This is a genomic window from Geomicrobium sp. JCM 19055, assembly GCF_000698185.1.
In the GTDB taxonomy this organism is placed as follows: Bacteria; Bacillota; Bacilli; order Bacillales; family Marinococcaceae; genus Geomicrobium_A; species Geomicrobium_A sediminis.
In genome coordinates, this window is sequence record NZ_BAXL01000029.1 from 1 (window position 1) to 19,083 (window position 19,083).

The window sequence follows — 19,083 nt, forward strand, 5'->3', positions numbered from 1 at the left end:
GCCTTGTCTTGTTCCGCGCTTGCCTTCTCTTGTTCCGTGCTCGTCTCCTCTTGATCCGCGCTTGCCTTCTCTTGTTCCGCGCTTGCCTTCTCTTGTTCCGTGCTTGCCTTCTCTTGTTCCGCACTCGCCTTCTCTTGTTCCGTGCTCACCTTCTCTTGCTCCGCGCTTGCCCCGTCTTGTTCCACGCTCGTCTTCTCTTGTTCCACGCTCGTCTTCTCTTGTTCCGCGCTCTCCTACCCTTGATCCGAACACGCGCCCAAAATAATTTATCAGCTCTGTTCACTTTTCACAACGGTTTTAGCGACATTTCACACGTTGCTCTTTACGCCCACTTTCACTACCTTATACGAAATAGATTCTTTACTTTTCTGAATACATTCGCTACATTAGAAGTAATTAAACGTTCGGGAGGTGAGTAGGCATGAGTCTTTTTAGTGGAAGTCTGGCACAATTGGTGCGTTTTTGTCGCGGTGTCGGACGATATTTTCGGCAATCGTTTTGAAATTGGATCAGTCTGTCCTTTTTTTACAAAACGATACCGGAAATTCACTGAGAAGAGACGTGTCTATTCATCACATCATGATGATTTGAAGGCGACGGAGCGATTCTCCGTCGTCTTTTTTTATGTTCACGTCTCCTCTACTTTAGGAGGAACGAACATGATTGTATGTCACGGAAAAAAAATGTAGAGCAAATATACGGAGGAACTACAATCTTCACAGGGTTATCTTTTCAAATTCATTCAGGTGAAATTATTGGTCTTGTTGCCGAAATGGTGAAGGGAAATCTACGCTTGCAAGGTTGATTGCTGGTCTTGAAAACCCTACTACAGGAACGATTGGCTGGAAAAAAAGAATCAACGAAAGGAATGCTCGCCCAAACCCCTGCACGTGAGGACATCACTATCTATGATTTACTTCAACGTTAGCGAACTAAATCAATTGCAACAGCAATTACGACACTATGAATCCCAACTTTCTAACCCGAACACCTCGGATCTAGAAGCAACTCTTAACACATACGGCTCGTTACTGGATCAATTTGAAAAAGCAGGAGGTTATGAGACTGAGGCGAATATTCGACGCGTTGCTGCAGGGTTAGGTATTGCCGACCTGTTAGAAAAAAACTTGGTCGACCTTAAGCGGGGGTGAGCGAACCAAGGTCGAACTCGCTGAACTCCTTTTACAAAAGCCTGATCTATTAATTCTTGATGAACCGACCAATCATCTCGACATTTATGCGTTGGATTGGTTATCTAAATGGATTAAAGATTACACAGGGAGTGTGTTCATCATCTCCCACGATCGAACGTTTCTTGATGATACAGTGACGAAGATATGGGAGCTTGAACACGGTGAACTATTCATTTATCACACGAACTATACAGACTATGTGATGGAACGAGAAGCTAGAATTCTACGTCAATTTCAACATTATGAAGACCAACAAAAAAAGATTAAGAAAATGACAGAAACGATTAAACGTTTAAAAGAATGGGCGAATCGTGCAAAGCCACCTAATGCAAGTATGCATCGTCAGGCAAAAAGCATGGAGAAAGCTTTGAATCGTATTAAACGCTTGCAGCGCCCCGTTGAAACAAAGCAAGTTGCTTTAGCTTTTGACACCGAACAACGCAGTGGAAACGATGTGTTTACGTGCGAAAACATCGTCAAACACTTTGATAACACTCCAATTTTTAATGGTGTGTCTCTTCATATACGACACGGGGAACGAGTGGCAATTGTTGGTCCAAACGGTGCTGGTAAATCAACGCTTATAAAGACGTTGTTGCGACAACATGACGTTGATTCTGGCGAAGTGACAGTTGGTCATAACATTTCGATCGGCTACTTATCCCAACACTTAGAGTTTGGTACGAGTACAGATACCGTACTTTCAGCTTTTCGTAATGCTGCAACGGTTACCGAGGCAGAAGCACGGCATATTCTCGCGAAGTTTCTATTTTATGGGTACGATGTGTTTACGTCCGTTTCTGATTTAAGTGGTGGTGAATCTATGCGTCTTAGGCTTGCCCAGTTGATGCAACAGCATCATAACGTATTGGTTTTCGATGAGCCGACGAATCACCTTGATATCGACTCGAAGGAAATGCTCGAAGAAGCACTTGAAAGTTTCCAAGGTACTCTAATTGCTGTCTCGCACGACCGGTATTTTCTTAACAAGTCTTTATCAACGACTCTTTGGCTTGAAGACGGCCAATTAACTCGTTATGAGGGACCCTTTAATTATGCGCGTATGAAACGCTCTGAATAAAAAAAACCGGCCATGAAAAGATTCCTTTTCATGGTCGGTTGCTTAAATGTAATGACCACCAGATACGAGTAACACTTGTCCAGTAATCCATCTTGCTTGTTTTGATGCAAAAAAAGACGGCTGCTTCAGCGATATCTTTCGGCTCGCCTAGTCGGCGCATCGGAATATCTGGCATCACCATTCTTTCAAGTTGGTCATCAATGTATCCTGTCTGGGTCGGTCCTGGGGAAATACAATTGACGGTGATTCCGTGTGGACCTGCCTCGATTGCAACACTTCTTGTGTAAGCTTCTAATGCTGCTTTACTTGCTCCATAAGAAATTTGCCTCGCAAACTTTTGGGATGCATCAGTTGAAATGTTAACGATGCTTCCTTCCTGTTTTCTTTGTTCTTTATGCAGAAGCACAAAGCGATTCATAAGTTGCACAGGCACACGAGCATTCATTTCAAAATGTTCATCAATCGTTTCGCCTGTTGTATCAAAGATTGTATCCAATACACAAGCAGCAGCATTATTGATGAGCGCATCTACGGTTCCGAATGCTTTAATGGACTTCTCCATTAACTGATCGATGTCTTGTTCTTGACGTAAATCTGCATAAATAGCAACTGCTTCTCCGCCACTTTCTTGAATTGTGCGTACGAGTTGTGTCGCTTTCTCTTCCTTATCATAATAGTGGATGATAATTTTACTTCCCATCTCTGCAAACTGTTCAGTCATTGCACTTCCAATTCCTGAATTACCTCCAGTAATGAGAATGGCTTTTCCCTTCAGATTCGGATTTATCATAAACAAATCACATTCCTTGTCATGAATCGGTCGTTTCACCTGATACGATTCTTTTTTTTCATATCGTTTAAGATCTGAGCAACTTCTAATTTTTTTCGCATCGGTAAGTGTGTGCTGGAAATACATATACGAATACACGAGTCGATATTTTAAAAAGAAAGGTAACAATGCCCGGCTTTCTTCTATTAATAACGTTTCCCGCTCATAACCACGCAGAAACGTTTCTGTAAAACGCAATTTGTAGGAATGTTCCTCTTCAAATTGGCGAAAACGATTGTTTTCAAGGGCTGTATGCACTGCGATCGCGATGTCATATACATACCAACTGTTTCGAAGATCAACAAAATCAAGAACATAAAGATCATCGTTTTGAAGAAGCAGATTCTCATGATGCAAATCATGGTGAACGACGCCGAACGTATCTTTCGTCTTAGACAACGCTTGGAGCTGATCTTGATACGAGATCCAAATGCTTTGCACGTCTTGATCAGCCGTCAGAATAAAATTACGATGACAATGATCATAATTCCACGGTGCATACGACGAGTGCCAATCAGCATGTTGCTTTGAAATCGCGTGCATCTTTCCGAGCGTCCTTCCCCACCGTTCAATTAGAACAGAATCGTTAAGGAACGACTTCGACGTTGTCGCCTTAATTCGCTCTGTAACGGTCACATAAAAACACGGTTCAATGCCGGTTATTCGTTCGATCGCCTTATCATTCTTAGACAGAACTGAACGGGGAACGTGAACTCCATTTCGGTCCATCAATTGCATCCAATCTACTTCTTGTTGCAATTGTTCTAGCGAATGTCTTGAAGCATCAAGGAACTTAATGACAACGTCATCTTCTTCACTAACGAATACGTTGTCTTCGTAGCCTCCTAGGCAGTCAAACTGAGCTGATTTAAAACCATAAGCCTCTTGAACTTCACGATAAATGTCTGCGTTCATCGCTCTCCCCTATTCTTTACTTCGGCTTCAACATGGTTACTTTCCGTTTTCCGTGTTTCATCGTTTTCACTTTTTCAAAACGATCATGAGTGATCGTTTCTTTTTCTCACTTACAATGGCAATGATTGAATCTTCCTTATTCATGATAGGCTCTAAGTGACCGAGTAGATCTTGTACTGGATCGCTTGACGTCGTCTGCCAACCTACTGTGTTCCCATAAGGGATATCGGTAATGACAATATCTGCCTTCTCGTTTACAGGTGGTGGCCCACTCGTAATATCCCAAGTAAAACTCGAGATAATGGGTGAAGTCATTTGTGCAGACATGCTTCGTAATCGTTCCACACTTTCTAGAGCTTCCTTATGAGATTCCTTCGCGTACGCATCGAACAGAGAGGATAACTGATTCTCCCTCTTTATTAACCCGTCGTCGGTAAGTAAAGACAAGTTTGTTGTTGCAACCTCAATCACATCACGATCAAAATCTGAACCATAAACTGATTTTATCGCTTTACCGTGTATAAACCCCATTGCCGTCAATAAATGTGCTCCGCCACAACAAGGATCATAGAGGGTGAGGCTCTCCTTTTTCTCTAGTGATGCGATACAATGTTGCATAATTTCACTCGCCATCCGAATGGGGAAAGCTGTCGTCTTCTTAGCGTTCAATAAAACCCTTCCACTTGCAAAATCACGATAATCTTTATTCTCAGTTTCATATTTATAATTCATACGATCCTCTTTCATCATCGAATTCGTCGTCTCTTGCTACTATTGTATACGCTACGCTTTCATCATTAAACATAAAAGGTGCACTCGTTCACCAAGTGCACCCCAAACCTTTACCTATTTGTCTTTAACGTAACATTCATTTGTAGCAATCGCCTCGTAATCAAAAAGGCAATACCTCCAACAACTAGTGCCCCAAACCAATAGATTAAAATCGCCCCGCTGAATGCCAGATAAAGAATGTGAAGATTGTTCCTCCAAGCATTCCGAAACAAGCGACGATTCCAATTAAAAAGATCGGTTCAAGAGATTGGAAAAGCAGAAATTCACCGTTTTTCTCACTTTTTCCTTTCTCATATAAGAACGTACCTACTACTAAGCTTAGTACGAACACTGCTAAGGAAACAGCGATATACACAATTGATATGTGATCAATAGCGTGATAGACGTTAAATAAGTGAAATGGAATTGTGAACGCTAATATAAATTCATCCATTCCAATCCAAAAGCGACCCATATTCCCCATATGAACCGTAAAAGCAATTCCGATTAGCATCGTAAAGCCATACGGGAAAATAAGAAAGATTACACTCAACACGATTTGTGAAATCATCTCTCCTGAAATTGTTCCCATAAATAACGTGAACATAAAAATGGCAAGTAAACTCATCCACGGGACGATCATCATTTCAAGCACATTCAAGTGAGAAAGTGTTTGGCTAAACTCAGAGAACTGAATGATGATAAGTGTCAATCCAATATTTAACCAGAACAAAAGTGTAATCATCCCTACACCTAGCGTTGCTTTCGTAAGAAAAATCTCTTTGCGAGAAAATGGAAGCGACAAATTAAAATCATGTCGTCTCGTATTCCGCTCTAATCCAATGAGCATACCCGCTATAATTAAAATTGCTGCAATCACAAAAAGAGAAAATGCACTTGGACCGAATAAATCTTCAATAAAGTAACCATATTGACTGTTGATCATTTGTTGATTATTCAATGGATCTTCTGCAATTGAACGAAGCCATTCTAATTCAAGTAATGCTCGAAGTGGATATTGCAAGAATAAGAGAATAGCAAGAATCCCTAAAACCATCGACGTTGAACGCATGTCTATTTTAAGTAATCCTTTATTCAGCAATTTGTTCACCTCCTAATTTCGCCACGAAGATATCTTCTAGTGATAGTGGTAACGCTTCGTATAAAAGTGGTTCCGTTGCTTCAATCTTTGCTTTTCCTTCTTCTTGTTCGCCTTCGAACAAGAGACTGTAGACTCGACCTGTCTGATTCAAGATGTGTACATCCGCTTTTAGCGCTTCCGGCATCGACTCCTGATAAACGACTTGCCATTTTTGATAGTCTTCTTGTAATGAATGCAATTGGAATGTCTCTTTCATTGTGCCATCTTTCATAACGAGAATTTGATCTGAAAGCGTTTCAAGTTCATCCAGTCGATGAGTGGCGATAATTATCGTCATCTCTTCTTTGGAGACTTCATCTACTAAAAATCGCATCAATTCTTTTTTTGACGATGACATCTAATCCGTCTGTTGGTTCATCAAGCAGGACATATTCTGGTTTAGAAGCAAATGCTAGAATGAGTGAGAAAAGTGCTTTTCGTCCTTTAGAGTAGTTTTTGATCTTCTTTACTTTCGGCATTTTAAAGCGCTCCAGTAGTTCTTGGAAGTAAGCTTCATCGAATTGATCGTAGACGTCGCGGTACAATGACGTAATTTGTTGAATGGAGAAGTTTTTCAATGCTTCAACACTATCTGATACGTACATCACTTTGTTTTTTTGCTTTTGGTTCACGGAAGATGTCTTGGTCGTTAACCGTTACGGTTCCTTCATCAGGGTCAACGATTGTGACAAGTGCCTTTAATAGCGTAGTTTTCCCTGCACCGTTTCGTCCAACGATTCCCGTAATCGATCCTTTACCGACAGAAAACGATACGTTGTTTAGTACAGTTTTATTCCCGAATTTCTTTGAAAGTCCACGTACTTCGATCATGATTTCCCTCCAAACTGGTTGTAATAACAAGCAACCCAATCTTGCATCACTTCTTTTTCAATTCCGGCGTAATACCCTTCTAGTACGAGTTGTTTTACCTTTTCTTTTACTTCTTCTATGTCTTTAGAAACGATCTCTTTAACCACTTGTTCAGCGATGAACGTTCCCCGTCCTCGAACTGTGATAATGATCCCTTCTCTCTCTAATTCTTGATAAGCTTTGCTGATCGTGTTCGGGTTCACGACAATCTGCGAAGACAATTCTCTAACCGAAGGGATTTTCTCGTTTTGTTCCAAGACCCCCCGCGCCACTTGTTCCTTAAATGCCGTTACGATTTGGCGATAAATCGGCTCTTTACTTGATGGATCAATATTAATCATAGCTTCGCTCCTTAAGTGAACTATGTGTACTACATTAACTAATACACTTAGGATAAAATAAACCTTCGACTACGTCAAGTAATCATTTGAAAGATCGTTTACACTTTCAAACAGCGTATTCTGTTTAAAACAGGCGTCTGCAAGTTGTGGATAGTGTATCCGTGGAATGAGCATGATTTTTCATGCTACACGCTGCACAGAGCACTTTGACGTAGTTTAATAATCTCTTTAATATGTAATAGTCATTTAAAATAAATTACATACAAGGGGTACATCACTATGAATACAAAGAAGTTCACAATGCTAGGTGTGACTTCGGCGCTAGCGTTTACACTCGCTGCTTGCGGAGATGAAGACACATCCAACCAAACAGTTCAAGAACAATTAGATTATGAAATTATCGGCATCGATGCGGGAACCGGCGTTATGGCATCTACTGATGTTGCTATTGAAACGTACGATTTAGACTTCAATGTGCTTTCTAGCTCAGATGCAGCAATGACGTCTGAACTTGGATCCCGTTATGCAGAAGAGGAACCAATTGTCGTGACGGCTTGGACTCCCCATTGGAAATTCATTGAATATGATTTGAAGTTTCTAGATGACCCAGAGCTTGCTTTTGGTGAATCCGAAGACATTCATACAGTTGTTCATCCAAGTGTTGAAGAAGAACATCCGAGTGCATTTGAAGTGTTAGATCGTTTTTATTGGACAGAAGATGATATGGGGTATGTCCAAGGATTACTCTACGAAGGAACTGACGACGATGAAGCTGCTATCGATTGGATTACTGACAACCGTGACGTAGTTGATGAGTGGATTGAGGGTGTAGAACCTGTGGATGGAGATGAGTTCCTACTCGCTTCTGGTGCTTGGGATTCAGAGCGATCGTCTACTGCTGTCGTTAAACATGTTCTAGAAGAAATCGGTTATGAAGTCAGCGTCAATAATTTAGAAGTTACGATTATGTGGCAAGCGGTCGCACAAGGTGATGCCCATGCACATGTCGCGGCATGGCTTCCGCATACCCACGCTGCTCAATATGAGTCGTTCCAAGATGACGTCCTTGATCTTGGACCTAACCTAGAAGGTGCTCGTATCGGGTTAGCTGTTCCATCTTACATGGACATTGATTCCATTGAAGATTTACGCGAAGACTAAAAACAGTGGGGTTCATGAACCCCACTGTTTTTTTAGTCTTCGCGTAGTGATCGTTTCAAAATCTTTCCACTTGGGTTTTTCGGTAAGGAAGGGACGATTTTAATTTGCTTTGGTATTTTAAATTTCGATAACCGCTCTTCACAAAACTTCATCACGGTCTCTTCTCGTAATTCACTTCCAGCCTTCGTAACGACGAGTGCAGTTACCGCTTCAATCCAATACGGGTCAGGCGTACCAATCACGGCAACTTCTGACACGCCGTCCAATTCATATAATGTCTCTTCTACTTCTCGACTCGAGACATTCACGCCTCCGGTATTGATCATGTCCTTTTTACGGTCAACGATTGTTACATACCCTTCTTCATCCATAACCCCTAAATCTCCGCTATGGAACCATCCACCTTTAAACGTTTCTGCCGTTTTCTCCGGATCATCCAAATACCCTTTCATCGCATGTGGTGTTCGGTGTACGATTTCACCCATTTGCCTCGTGGCACTTCTAGATCATAATCATCAACAATGCGCGTCTCGACATTTAAAGAAGCCACGCCAGCTGAGCCAAGTTTTCGAAGCTGATCTTCAGGTTGCAATGCCGTTGCGAGCGGTGCGATTTCTGTCTGGCCGTAGAAATTCCAAAAACGAGCATTTGGTAGACGAGTAGATAACTCTTTTAAGACTTCCCTCGGCATAATCGCAGCTCCGTAATAGCACTTTTCTAAATTCGATAAATCGCGTTCATCGAAAGAGGGATGACGTAACAGCGCAATCCAGACGGTAGGTGGACAAAATAACTGGGTAGCCCCGTCCTTTTCAATCGCATCAAACATCGCTTCTGGCTTTGGAGCACTTAATATGATATTCGTGCAACCAAGATAGACACTCGGGCCTAAGAAAACATGAAGTTGGGCGCAATGATACAGTGGCAATGCTTGAATCATTACATCGCGCGTTTCCATCTTGCCATCAATAATAGCGCTTACATATTCGCTAATTAAACTTTTATGGGTGAGCATAACTCCTTTCGGTCGAGACTCTGTTCCACTTGTATAAAGCACTTGTGCCAGATCATCGTCATCAAGTTCAACTTCACTATCCGTGTCTGGTTGTGACGTTCTTTGGTCACGAAGCGTTCCCCAACCTTCTCGCTGTGAGTCTGTGTCGATCAGGTAGCGGTTAGCCATGGTCATCTCCATTGATGATTCTTCTAATAATGGCGCATACTCCGTTGATCCGACTAACGTTTCTATTTTTGCATGGTTCAAGATGTAGCGAATGTCTGATGCTGTTAACATATAATTGATCGGGACCATAACCGCCCCAATATTTGCTAAGGCAAACTGAACAACGACAAAGTCTAAGCTGTTCTTCGAGAGAAGCGCTACCCGATCCCCCTTCTTCATCCCTCTAGACGTAAACGTATATGCGGTTTGATTGACTAACTTTGCTAATTGCTCGTACGTTAACCGTTCATTTTCATACACGATGGCTAGTTTGTTTGGCATACGTGCACTCGTTCGTTTGAGTAGATCACCTAAGGTTTGTCTTCTCACTCGCTTTACCATTTGGTCCATAGACGTTGTTGTGTTCATTCATTCACCCCTTTAATTATCTTAATTATTAGTATAGTTCAGATAGAAGAAACCCCCAATGTATTTTTTTTGTCTCGTTTTGTCGTATTCTGAACACAAAAAAAGCGTCACTTGATCAGCAAGCGCGCTAACATCACTTTACTACTGGTATGTATACGTTACGTGTTGGTCGAACAATGGCTCGATGCCACTTGCAAGATACGGCATCCGTTCGTTCGCAATCTCGCACGAAACCCATTCAATTTTCGTAATTTCTTCCGGGTAAAGGCGTTCAATTGTCCCTCCGACAACATCAACATGAAAGGTAAAAAATACGCAATGATGACCGCTTTCCTGAAACTTTGTCTCATTCACTAATGCTAGTCCTTTTCGTTCGACATGAAGAGCCGTTTCTTCATACACTTCTCGAATGAGCGCTTGTTCTAACGTCTCGTCCTCTTCTACAGCACCTCCAGGTAAACTCCAGCGACTGTTTTCGTTTTCTACAATGAGGACTTCATCGTTTTGATTTCGTATTAAAGCATAAACAACATCTAATCGTTTCATATCTTCACTCCTTTCTATGCTCTTCATCTTAACATGAACATACGCCTACCTTTAAAAAAAAGATAGGCGTATCCACTACATCAATGCTGTTGAGTGCTGCTTTACATCAAGGTTTATCATTTCAAGTACTGCCCGGGCTGCTGCACTTCCTTGATTATCGTGTTTAATCCCCGTTCGCGCGATTGCTTCTTCATTCGTATTGGTCGTTATGACACCAAACACCACGGGACAATTACTATTCTCCCGTGTATTAAGCTGAGTAATGCCACTTGAAACGATGTTACACACATAATCAAAGTGCGGTGTCTCTCCGCGGATGACGGCACCGATCGTAATTACCCCGTCATAGTGCCCGCTTTCTACCGCTTGCTTTGCAGCATAAACGATTTCGACTGCACCAGGAACGACAATCGTATCGATGTGATCATCTTGAACGTCATGTTGTCCAAGGATCGCGAGTGCACCTTCATGCAGCTGATTCGTTATAAACTCGTTAAATCTTGCTTTAATAATCGCCACCTTCTTATTTGTTCCAACTACTGAACCTTGAATCGTTGTCATTTCAGTCTCTCCTTCACTTAGGGAATTAAATGCCCAAGCTTTTCTTGTTTTGTCATTACATAGCGTTCGTTTGCCGGGTAAATCGTCGGTTTCGTATGAATCACTTGATGCACGTGAATGCCTTGTGATTTGATGCTCTCCACTTTTTCTGGATTGTTCGTAATAAGAGAGATGGTGTTTACACCCAGCTGGTGTAACATGTTCCCAGCGATGGAGAAGTCGCGTTCATCCGCTTTGAACCCAAGCTTTTCATTGGCTTCCACCGTATCTAAGCCACCTTTTTGCAACTCATACGCTTTAATCTTCTCGAATAAGCCAATGCCCCTGCCTTCTTGTCGTAAATAGAGAAGAATCGCCTTTTCTTCGCGTTGCATCGCTTCGAGCGTTTGATGAAGTTGCTCTCCGCAGTCGCAATGTTTAGAATGAAATAAATCACCGGTGAGGCACTCAGAATGAATGCGTGTCGTAATAGGGCCTGCGTCCGTAAGCGAACCTTTCACTAAGGCCATATGTTCTTTATGGTCGTCTGTTTTAAAAATGTAAATCTGGAATGTGCCATATTCAGTTTCGAGCTCTGTTTCCGTCGTTTCTGCGATGGCTGCTGCTTGTCGTTGACGGTATTCAATCAATTTTTCTATCGAAATAATAGGGATTTGATGTATTTGAGAGAATTCCAAGAGCTCTGGAACTCTCGCCATCGTTCCGTCTTCATTCATAATTTCGCAAATCACACCAACTTCTTTTGCACCTGCAAGCCTGGCGAGATCAACCGTTGCTTCGGTGTGACCTGCTCGTTCTAGTACACCATTGTTCTTTGCAATGAGTGGGAAGATATGGCCTGGACGCTGCATATCAAACTCGGAAGTATAATCGTTTGCGAGTGCTTGAATTGTCGTTGCCCGTTCTTCAGCCGAGATTCCTGTCGTACTTGATGCATGATCAACACTAATCGTAAAAGCTGTTTCATGTGGGTCGGTTGATTCATCCGTCATGAGTGGCAAGCGCAAGCGCTTCGCAATCGCTTTTGTAATCGGGGCACAAATGAGTCCACGAGCATGTGTCGCCATAAAATTGACGGTCTCGGTCGTAATTCGATCACCAAGTGCGACTAAATCGCCTTCATTTTCACGGTCTTCCCGATCACAGACGATGACCATTCCTCCTGCTCGCAACGTATCGATTGCTTCGTCAATTGTATGGAAAGTCATGAGGTTCTCCTTTCGAGTAACTTCTCCACGTATTTCCCAAGTTGATCAACCTCAAGATTCACTGAGTCTCCGACCATAATGGTTTGGAATTGTGTCACGTCTTTTGTATGGGGAATGATGGATACAGTCATCACGTTCTCTTTAATATCTGCAATTGTTAAACTTGTACCGTTGATTGCAACCGAACCTTTTTTTTATCATGTACTTCGTCAATTGCTCAGGAACAGCGACTTCATAAAGGGTTGAACCTTCTAACTCCGTCATCTGTTGAATCGTTCCCGTGCCATCTACATGACCTGCAACAAAATGTCCGCCGACGCGATCATTCATACGCATTGATCTTTCAAGATTCACAGTATTACCTTTATTCAAATGGTTCAGTGTTGAATGAAGTAACGTTTCTTGCATAATGTCTGCTGTAAATGTCGTCTTCGTGTGCGTACGAACGGTCAAACAGACGCCAGAAACAGAGATGCTGTCACCAATTTGCACATCCTCTAATACGACGTTTGCCCGGATGGTCACTGTTATTGAATCTTGAACGTCTCAAGTTCTTCAATCGTGCCAACCTCTTCAACAATGCCTGTAAACATCCTCTTCACCTACAATCGCTGTTATTTTTATATCTCCATCAATGTGTTCAATACGCTCATATGTCACTTGAAGTGCATCCTTAAGCTGTACCGCACCGCTGCCTGCTATAAAACCATGAGCATTTGTTCCACCAATTAGTTTCGGAGCTAGATAAGTAATCGTTCTTTGTACAACACGATCCGCAAAGAAAGCACCATGGATCGTTGCTCCACCCTCTACTAATAGCGATATAACATTGCGATTCCCTAAGTCTTGTAAAACAGATTCGGGTGTTACTTTTGAAAGCGTAACGATTTGTTTCGTTGTTTCAAAAACTGACGGTTGTTCCGTATAAATAATCGTTGGATAAGTGTCGGTTAATAACTTTGAGCTCCTTGGAATGCGTAAATTACGATCCAAAACGACTCGAATTGGTTGCACGTAAGGATCTCTTGACGTAAGTGCTGGGTTGTCTTGAATCACCGTTTCAACCCCAACGAGAATGGCATCATGATTCTTTCTTTCCACATGACCATCACTTCTTGAAGCTTGGCTTGTAATCCACTGACTTTCCCCTTGTGAGGTAGCCGTCTTGCCATCCAATGAACCCGCCATTTTCAAGGTGACGTAAGGCTTTTTCGTTTTCATCCAGTGAATATATGCACGATTCATACGCCTTGCCTCTTCTTCAAGCATACCAACATCAACAGTAATTCCTGAACGTTCAAGCACTTTCACACTCTTTCCTTGCATTTCAGGATTTGGATCAAGCATGGCGATGACGACTTGGGATACATTTGCTTGAATTATTGCTGTTGTACACGGTCCCGTTCGTCCCTGATGTTGACACGGTTCTAACGTGACATATAACGTTGATCCTCTCGCTCGTTCACCAGCCATTTGAAGAGCATGAATCTCAGCGTGAGCTTCTCCCGCTCGTAAATGTGCACCGACGCCAACAATCTCACCTTCGTTCACAATGACTGCACCGACCGTCGGATTTGGAGACGTTTGCCACTTACCATCTTGGCTTGCTCTAAAGCAAATTTCATATACTCATTCTGGTTAGACATTTTCTCCCTTTCCTCTACACCTCTAAATTGGCATCAAAAAAACTTCCTGAAGAGAACTTCAGGAAGTTTAAGAAATCGTTAAAGTGAGCACCTACGCATACACGTGTGCCATTCGTACGGTATAACAAATAAGCTAAGCATACTCGCTCAGTTGTACCGTTTCCTCACTTCTCCCATCCAGACTTTAACTGTCGGCTCTGGAGTTTCACCAGATCCACCGAATCGAAAACATTCGACCCGGGTCACGGACTGAAAGGCTTTCGCCTTATCACCGCCGGTAGGGAATTTCACCCTGCCCCGAAGTTGTAGATCTATAAAATTGTATACAAACACTATACGACTAGCATTCAGAAAAATCAATAGACATTTTCAAACTAATTTCTATCGTTGCTCATTTAAACGATACGTCACCTTTACTATTCAAATAAAATAAGCATAGGTTAAAAACCTATGCTTATTATGTCAAAAGCTACGCTTTCTGAGATTGTACAGATAGTTTTTTTACCTTCGATGCTCTGCTCTTTACCGTCTCTGCGATCATCGATCCGAACGTTCATCGAAATCCGTTCCCAGTCTCGATTTACAGCTGTCTTGTGTAGCTCTTGCAAAACAACCCATAAATCGTTCATATCGCCTTCAATGATCGTACTCATCGATGTTTTCTCATACGTAATACCATCATAACGATCTAACACTTCATGAAAGTGAGCGATTTCTTGTGAGAAACTCGCTGTTCCTTCTCCGATTGGAGTTAATGTCACATCTGCAAATGCCATGAGTGAACCCTCCGTTTTATAGAATGAACGTGATTGTAGTTGGCTTTACCCTTCTCCCTTTTCTCTAAAACTGAGAAAGTTAATCTTGTGTCCACTCTTCAACGCTCATGACTCCTGCCCATTCATCTTCAGCAGTAAACACGACCTTTTGATCTTCATAAATAAACTCCCCACGCCACTCTCCAATCGTTGAGAACGACAACTCCTGTGAATCTTCATAACCGACTGGACTAACTTGCGCGGTTAATTCATGCCACTCAAGACCTGGTATCATTCCCGTAATAAAAGACGCTTCTTGATTAACCCTGCAAAACTTGGCAACTCCTCATCCTCTGCGAGAGCTAGGTCAACGTCACTTTCCTCTAGCTCATAGGCAAATGAAAAATGACGCTTAATGTGAAACGGATGATCATTTTCATCAGGGTCATATTGGGTTTCCAATTCTACAGAAGTTGTACCGCCAGCTCTTAATCGGTATGGTGGATTAGATAGAGAGACGGATTCCGCTTTTTCTTTATCAAGCGATTCTCGAATGTACATCAGCATATGTTCCACTTGTTCAACGTCTAATTCCAATAACTCTTCTTGTTCTTCTTCTGTGGCTTCCTCTGTAGCCATTGTGATTGCGTATTCTTCACCCAATTGTTGCACTTGTTGCTCCACCTGATTGCACCCACTAAGTGCTACCACGCTTATCGGAACAATGACCCAAGTCGGATATCGAATCGTTAATCCCTCCACAAAAAGTCTTATTATTAGAATGTTCCCTCAATCACACTTGTTAAACTTAATGCTGGTGATCCTTCAATGTTTTAAAATATTTCTGAACATAACAATTCCTTTCGTGATAAACTAATACCATTATGAAAACGTAGAGGTGACTGTATGCACCACCTTACCATGCTCAATGAAGTAGATTTCATGAGAAGCATCGACCAATCGTATGTAGGCATTCTACTTTCTGACTTAGAAGGTCGAATATTTTATGCAAATGAACGGGTGTCAGAAATTTCTGGTGCCCCCCTTGAAGAGATAGTAGGTAAAACGCCGAAAGAAATGGAAGAAGCAGGAATTATTATTAAACAATCGATGGAAGTACTCCAAAAAAAATCCGCTCACAATCTTTCAAAAACTACATAACGATGCGAAAGTGTTCATTACGAGTAAGCCGGTTTACCGAAGTAACGGTGAGATTCAATGTTTCATTGCAAACTATTATGATCTCTCTTCTTTAAATCACTTGTATACCGAACACATGCGAAATATGGAAATGAAATATACCGAACTAAAGCAACTACGCTCACAGTTTTTACATACGGATGATTGGATTGGTGAATCACAAAGTACAAAGCACCTACAAGATCTCGTTACAAAAGTCGCGAACACAGATGCTGTCATTACAATTATTGGTGAATCTGGTGTCGGTAAAGAGATTATTGCCAAAAACATTCACAAGCAAAGTAACCGCCACGATGCTGCTTACATTCAAATTAACTGCGGAGCAATTCCTGAGAACTTGATTGAATCTGAACTCTTTGGGTATGAAAAAGGTGCATTTACAGGCGCCCAATCGTCACGTGAAGGACTACTTGAAGCCGCAAATGGTGGAACATTATTGCTAGATGAAATCGGAGAAATGCCATTACATTTGCAAGTTAAATTACTACGTGTCTTACAAACCAATGAAGTCACCCGCGTCGGTGGAACGAAGCCGAGAAAGTTAGACGTACGGTTCATAGCCGCAACGAACAAAAATTTAGATGACCTTGTACAAGCAGGCCAGTTTCGCGTAGATCTTTATTATCGCTTACAAGTAATTCCGATTTCGATTCCGCGCTACGGGAACGAAAAAAAAGATATACGTCCACTCGTCGACTACTTTTTAGCGAAATATAATCGTAAATATCATAAAAAGAATGTTGTGACTGAAGACGTGATTGAAGCCTTTTATCATTACAGTTGGCCGGGTAATATACGGCAACTAGAAAACCTTCTTGAACATTTAGTCATCTTAACTGAACGTCCTGAAATTGACGTTGATTCGCTACCGAGTGAGATTCGTCAAAACCCTGAACCCTCTACGTTAGACGGCCCGATTCATTCATTAAAGCATGTCAAAGAACAGGCAGAAAAAGAGCATATTCAAAAAGTGCTTCGTCACAGTACTTCAATTCGTGAAGCCGCCAAAGTTCTTCGAGTTGATCACTCAACGTTAGTTAGAAAGATTCAGCGGTACGAGTTGTAACAAAATCCGGTGCATTATCACACCGGGTTTTGGTGCTTTTTTTCACCACTTCATCGATTTATGCTGATTCATTCACATCATGAGGTGGCATGCTTTTTGCATTTTATAATCTCAAACTTACAACAAAGGAGTTCGCTAACTGATGTTACTTGAAGAACAAAAAAATGATGAAAGACGTTGCGAAAAAAAATCGCTCGTGACGTCGTTGCAAAACACGCTGAAGAAGTCGACCGACTCGGTGAAATGCCGTGGGAAAACATCCGAGTCCTCGCTGAAAATGGGCTATTTGGTGTTCATGTGCCTGAAGAATATGGCGGAGCAGGTAGCGACATGTTAAGTCACGTTGCCGTTATCGAAGAAATTGCTAGTGCTTGTGCGTCAACGAGCGTTGCACTGTCTACACAAGCATTAACGATGGCTCCATTCTTACTTGCAGGAACCGAAGAGCAAAAACAAAAATACATTCCACGTCTTGCAAGGGGAGAAGTTCTCGGATCATTTGGAATTACAGAGCCTTCTTCTGGCTCAGACGTTTCAAGTTTAACGACAACAGCAACGAAAGATGGCGATGATTATCTTTTAAATGGCAGAAAGTGTTTATTACGAATGCCGGTGAATCAGAAATCTATGTGTTCGTAACGAGAACATCCGAGGACCGTACAAATGGCATCACACTGTTCATTGCCGAAAAAGGAATGGAAGGACTCACGTTTGGAAACAAAGAAGATAAGATGGGGATTCGCGGCTCTGTGACTCGTGAAGTGTTTCTAGACAATGTTCGTGTTCCGAAGGAGAATATGCTTGGAGACGAAGGGAAAGGCTTCAAAATACTCATGAATGTCTTTAATGAAACCCGCCCTGTCGTTGGTGCACAAGCGGTTGGAATTGCGCAAGGCGCGTATGATTATGCGATTGATTACGTTAAAAATCGTAAACAGTTCGGGAAAACCTTGGACAACTTCCAAATGATTCAAGCGATGGCGGCAGATATGCGTATGAAGATTGAAGCGGCGAGGCTTCTCGTCTATCAAGCAGCTACAAAGCTCGATCAAGGTGAACAAGACGTTGCTCTACACTCTTCCATGGCCAAATGCTTTGCCTCTGATATGGCCATGAGTGTCACGACAGATGCGGTTCAACTCCTTGGTGGCTACGGGTTCATTAAAGAATATCCTGTAGAACGAATGATGCGTGACGCTAAAATTACTCAGATTTACGAAGGAACAAATCAAATCCAGCGTGTCATTATCGGCAACTATATTTTTAAATCGTAACAACCATTTAGTCCCCTGCAAAAGCATGTATTTACTTGCAGGGGCTTTTAATTTCCAATATGAGAGAGCATATTAACCACCAGGATCTTCACTACATGGCTTCATAAGAAGTTCCTATCCTTAACAATTATGAAATATCGCAACTCTCATTCTTATGGTACGCTGACTACTAACTTCAGAAACGATACTTAATGTAGGAGTAAGGAGCGATACTTATGACGAATAAACGGGGTGGCGCATTTCAAACCCCAGCAGGAGTGTCGGCACTAACAGCAGGTTTGTGTTTCTAGTGCTAGGGTTTCCTTTCTTTTATTTAGTTGACCTCCCGTCACCGTACCATACAATTGTAACCGTCATAATTACTACACTTGGTGTTTTCACAGGAGTATTTGTATCTAACAAAGTATACCCCCCTAATAAATAAAAAAAGCCCATAACTGGGCTTTCAGAGTGTCGAAAAAAAGTGCTGTTCTTGTATAAATGAAGTGAAGAGTTAATGACTTATAGATTTCAAAGTATCGAAGTTATACATTTTACTTTTGCTTTTGTAAACTCAACATGCCGTATAAAAGCGGCTGTCGTGGCGAAGACGCCTGCGGGAGTAGCGTTAGCCGAGATCATCGTGCGAAGCACGATAGCTGAGGCAACGCCCGCGGCAAGCGTAGCCACAGAAGCCGCTTGCTCATTTACGAGTACTCATTTGGTACATTTAAGACTCTCAACAACCTGAAAGCCCATAACTGGGCTTTTTTTTATTTATTACAATCAACTTGATTTCATATTCTCGCGCTAAAGCTCCTTAATTACCATTCGCTTTAAGACGTTCACGATGTTCTTCAGCTAACTTGCGTCGTAATACTTTACCGACGTTTGTTTTCGGCAATTCTTTTCGAAACTCAATCATTTTAGGGACTTTGTAGGCGGCAAGGCGTTC

The 19,083-nt window shown here is 42.0% G+C and carries 19 protein-coding genes, 6 pseudogenes and 1 riboswitch; of the genes and pseudogenes, 7 read left to right on the forward strand and 18 right to left on the reverse strand.

Going from position 1 to position 19,083, the window contains the following annotated elements; genetic code table 11:
- A pseudogene (locus JCM19055_RS20005) lies at positions 1 to 252 on the reverse strand (hypothetical protein); the annotation flags it as partial.
- A 549-nt stretch (positions 253 to 801) separates the two neighbouring features.
- Here JCM19055_RS20005 and JCM19055_RS30535 point away from each other — a divergent pair.
- From JCM19055_RS30535 to JCM19055_RS30545, 3 genes and pseudogenes are all read left to right on the forward strand, one after another.
- Positions 802 to 894, forward strand: a complete 93-nt coding sequence (locus JCM19055_RS30535; RefSeq protein ID WP_265182406.1) for a hypothetical protein — start codon at positions 802 to 804, stop codon at positions 892 to 894.
- A 14-nt stretch (positions 895 to 908) separates the two neighbouring features.
- Complete coding sequence (locus JCM19055_RS30540; RefSeq protein WP_052366591.1) at positions 909 to 1,151, forward strand: hypothetical protein; 243 nt, start codon at positions 909 to 911, stop codon at positions 1,149 to 1,151.
- Positions 1,152 to 1,173: 22 nt separating this feature from the next.
- Positions 1,174 to 2,274, forward strand: a pseudogene (locus JCM19055_RS30545) (ABC-F family ATP-binding cassette domain-containing protein); the annotation flags it as partial.
- A gap of 28 nt (positions 2,275 to 2,302) precedes the next feature.
- Here the strand turns inward: JCM19055_RS30545 and JCM19055_RS24810 are convergent.
- The 6 genes and pseudogenes from JCM19055_RS24810 to JCM19055_RS20040 form a co-directional block, all read right to left on the reverse strand.
- Positions 2,303 to 4,018 carry an SDR family oxidoreductase gene (locus JCM19055_RS24810; RefSeq protein ID WP_052366593.1) on the reverse strand — a complete coding sequence of 572 codons (1,716 nt, stop codon included), beginning with the start codon at positions 4,016 to 4,018 and terminating at the stop codon, positions 2,303 to 2,305.
- 66 nt (positions 4,019 to 4,084) lie between these two features.
- On the reverse strand, positions 4,085 to 4,750 hold the full coding sequence (locus tag JCM19055_RS20020) for an N-6 DNA methylase (protein ID WP_052366594.1): 666 nt from the start codon (positions 4,748 to 4,750) through the stop codon (positions 4,085 to 4,087).
- A 205-nt stretch (positions 4,751 to 4,955) separates the two neighbouring features.
- Positions 4,956 to 5,891, reverse strand: coding sequence for an ABC transporter permease (locus JCM19055_RS20025; protein WP_042361010.1), 936 nt, complete (start codon positions 5,889 to 5,891; stop codon positions 4,956 to 4,958).
- The gene (locus tag JCM19055_RS30550) at positions 5,881 to 6,288 is read right to left on the reverse strand and encodes a hypothetical protein (RefSeq protein ID WP_265182408.1); all 408 of its coding nucleotides are present in this window, start codon (positions 6,286 to 6,288) and stop codon (positions 5,881 to 5,883) included. Before JCM19055_RS30550 ends, JCM19055_RS20025 begins: the two co-directional genes overlap by 11 nt.
- A pseudogene (locus tag JCM19055_RS32360) lies at positions 6,245 to 6,761 on the reverse strand (ATP-binding cassette domain-containing protein). Before JCM19055_RS32360 ends, JCM19055_RS30550 begins: the two are co-directional and overlap by 44 nt.
- Positions 6,758 to 7,141 (reverse strand): GntR family transcriptional regulator, encoded by a 384-nt coding sequence (locus tag JCM19055_RS20040; protein ID WP_042361013.1) that lies wholly within the window; start codon positions 7,139 to 7,141, stop codon positions 6,758 to 6,760. Before JCM19055_RS20040 ends, JCM19055_RS32360 begins: the two are co-directional and overlap by 4 nt.
- Before the next feature lie 279 nt (positions 7,142 to 7,420).
- Between JCM19055_RS20040 and JCM19055_RS20045 the strand changes: the two genes are divergently transcribed.
- On the forward strand, positions 7,421 to 8,302 hold the full coding sequence (locus JCM19055_RS20045; protein WP_042361015.1) for a glycine betaine ABC transporter substrate-binding protein: 882 nt from the start codon (positions 7,421 to 7,423) through the stop codon (positions 8,300 to 8,302).
- 32 nt (positions 8,303 to 8,334) lie between these two features.
- On the opposite strand, the pseudogene JCM19055_RS20050 reads toward JCM19055_RS20045, so the two are convergent.
- From JCM19055_RS20050 to JCM19055_RS20090, 10 genes and pseudogenes are all read right to left on the reverse strand, one after another.
- Positions 8,335 to 9,893, reverse strand: a pseudogene (locus tag JCM19055_RS20050) (acyl-CoA synthetase).
- A 141-nt stretch (positions 9,894 to 10,034) separates the two neighbouring features.
- Positions 10,035 to 10,439, reverse strand: a complete 405-nt coding sequence (locus JCM19055_RS20055; RefSeq protein WP_042361016.1) for an NUDIX hydrolase — start codon at positions 10,437 to 10,439, stop codon at positions 10,035 to 10,037.
- Positions 10,440 to 10,514: 75 nt separating this feature from the next.
- Positions 10,515 to 11,000 carry a 6,7-dimethyl-8-ribityllumazine synthase gene (gene ribH / locus JCM19055_RS20060; RefSeq protein ID WP_042361017.1) on the reverse strand — a complete coding sequence of 162 codons (486 nt, stop codon included), beginning with the start codon at positions 10,998 to 11,000 and terminating at the stop codon, positions 10,515 to 10,517.
- 17 nt (positions 11,001 to 11,017) lie between these two features.
- Positions 11,018 to 12,208 carry a bifunctional 3,4-dihydroxy-2-butanone-4-phosphate synthase/GTP cyclohydrolase II gene (locus JCM19055_RS20065; protein ID WP_042361018.1) on the reverse strand — a complete coding sequence of 397 codons (1,191 nt, stop codon included), beginning with the start codon at positions 12,206 to 12,208 and terminating at the stop codon, positions 11,018 to 11,020.
- Positions 12,205 to 12,342: a hypothetical protein gene (locus tag JCM19055_RS30565; RefSeq protein WP_305047356.1), complete on the reverse strand. Its 138-nt coding sequence runs from the start codon at positions 12,340 to 12,342 to the stop codon at positions 12,205 to 12,207. Before JCM19055_RS30565 ends, JCM19055_RS20065 begins: the two co-directional genes overlap by 4 nt.
- A 7-nt stretch (positions 12,343 to 12,349) precedes the next feature.
- A complete protein-coding gene (locus tag JCM19055_RS30570; protein WP_265182411.1) occupies positions 12,350 to 12,733 on the reverse strand; it encodes a riboflavin synthase in 384 nt (127 codons plus the stop codon).
- Between the two features lie 48 nt (positions 12,734 to 12,781).
- Entirely contained in the window at positions 12,782 to 13,828 is a 1,047-nt protein-coding gene (ribD, locus tag JCM19055_RS20075) for a bifunctional diaminohydroxyphosphoribosylaminopyrimidine deaminase/5-amino-6-(5-phosphoribosylamino)uracil reductase RibD (RefSeq protein ID WP_081833860.1), read from the reverse strand.
- Positions 13,829 to 14,015: 187 nt separating this feature from the next.
- Positions 14,016 to 14,163, reverse strand: a riboswitch (FMN riboswitch).
- Between the two features lie 131 nt (positions 14,164 to 14,294).
- Positions 14,295 to 14,630, reverse strand: a complete 336-nt coding sequence (locus JCM19055_RS20080; protein WP_042361019.1) for an MTH1187 family thiamine-binding protein — start codon at positions 14,628 to 14,630, stop codon at positions 14,295 to 14,297.
- A 79-nt stretch (positions 14,631 to 14,709) separates the two neighbouring features.
- The gene (locus JCM19055_RS20085; RefSeq protein ID WP_042361020.1) at positions 14,710 to 14,904 is read right to left on the reverse strand and encodes a hypothetical protein; all 195 of its coding nucleotides are present in this window, start codon (positions 14,902 to 14,904) and stop codon (positions 14,710 to 14,712) included.
- Entirely contained in the window at positions 14,901 to 15,281 is a 381-nt protein-coding gene (locus tag JCM19055_RS20090) for a hypothetical protein (protein ID WP_152549997.1), read from the reverse strand. Before JCM19055_RS20090 ends, JCM19055_RS20085 begins: the two co-directional genes overlap by 4 nt.
- A 234-nt stretch (positions 15,282 to 15,515) precedes the next feature.
- On the opposite strand from JCM19055_RS20090, the gene JCM19055_RS24815 reads away from it, so the two are divergent.
- The 3 genes and pseudogenes from JCM19055_RS24815 to JCM19055_RS32365 form a co-directional block, all read left to right on the forward strand.
- Positions 15,516 to 15,770 (forward strand): PAS domain S-box protein, encoded by a 255-nt coding sequence (locus JCM19055_RS24815; RefSeq protein WP_052366595.1) that lies wholly within the window; start codon positions 15,516 to 15,518, stop codon positions 15,768 to 15,770.
- Positions 15,771 to 15,780: 10 nt separating this feature from the next.
- On the forward strand, positions 15,781 to 16,875 hold the full coding sequence (locus JCM19055_RS20095) for a sigma-54-dependent Fis family transcriptional regulator (RefSeq protein ID WP_052366596.1): 1,095 nt from the start codon (positions 15,781 to 15,783) through the stop codon (positions 16,873 to 16,875).
- A gap of 243 nt (positions 16,876 to 17,118) precedes the next feature.
- Positions 17,119 to 18,146: pseudogene (locus JCM19055_RS32365) on the forward strand (acyl-CoA dehydrogenase family protein); the annotation flags it as partial.
- Positions 18,147 to 18,948: 802 nt separating this feature from the next.
- On the opposite strand, the pseudogene JCM19055_RS32370 reads toward JCM19055_RS32365, so the two are convergent.
- A pseudogene (locus JCM19055_RS32370) lies at positions 18,949 to 19,056 on the reverse strand (hypothetical protein); the annotation flags it as partial.
- Positions 19,057 to 19,083 lie beyond the last annotated feature (27 nt).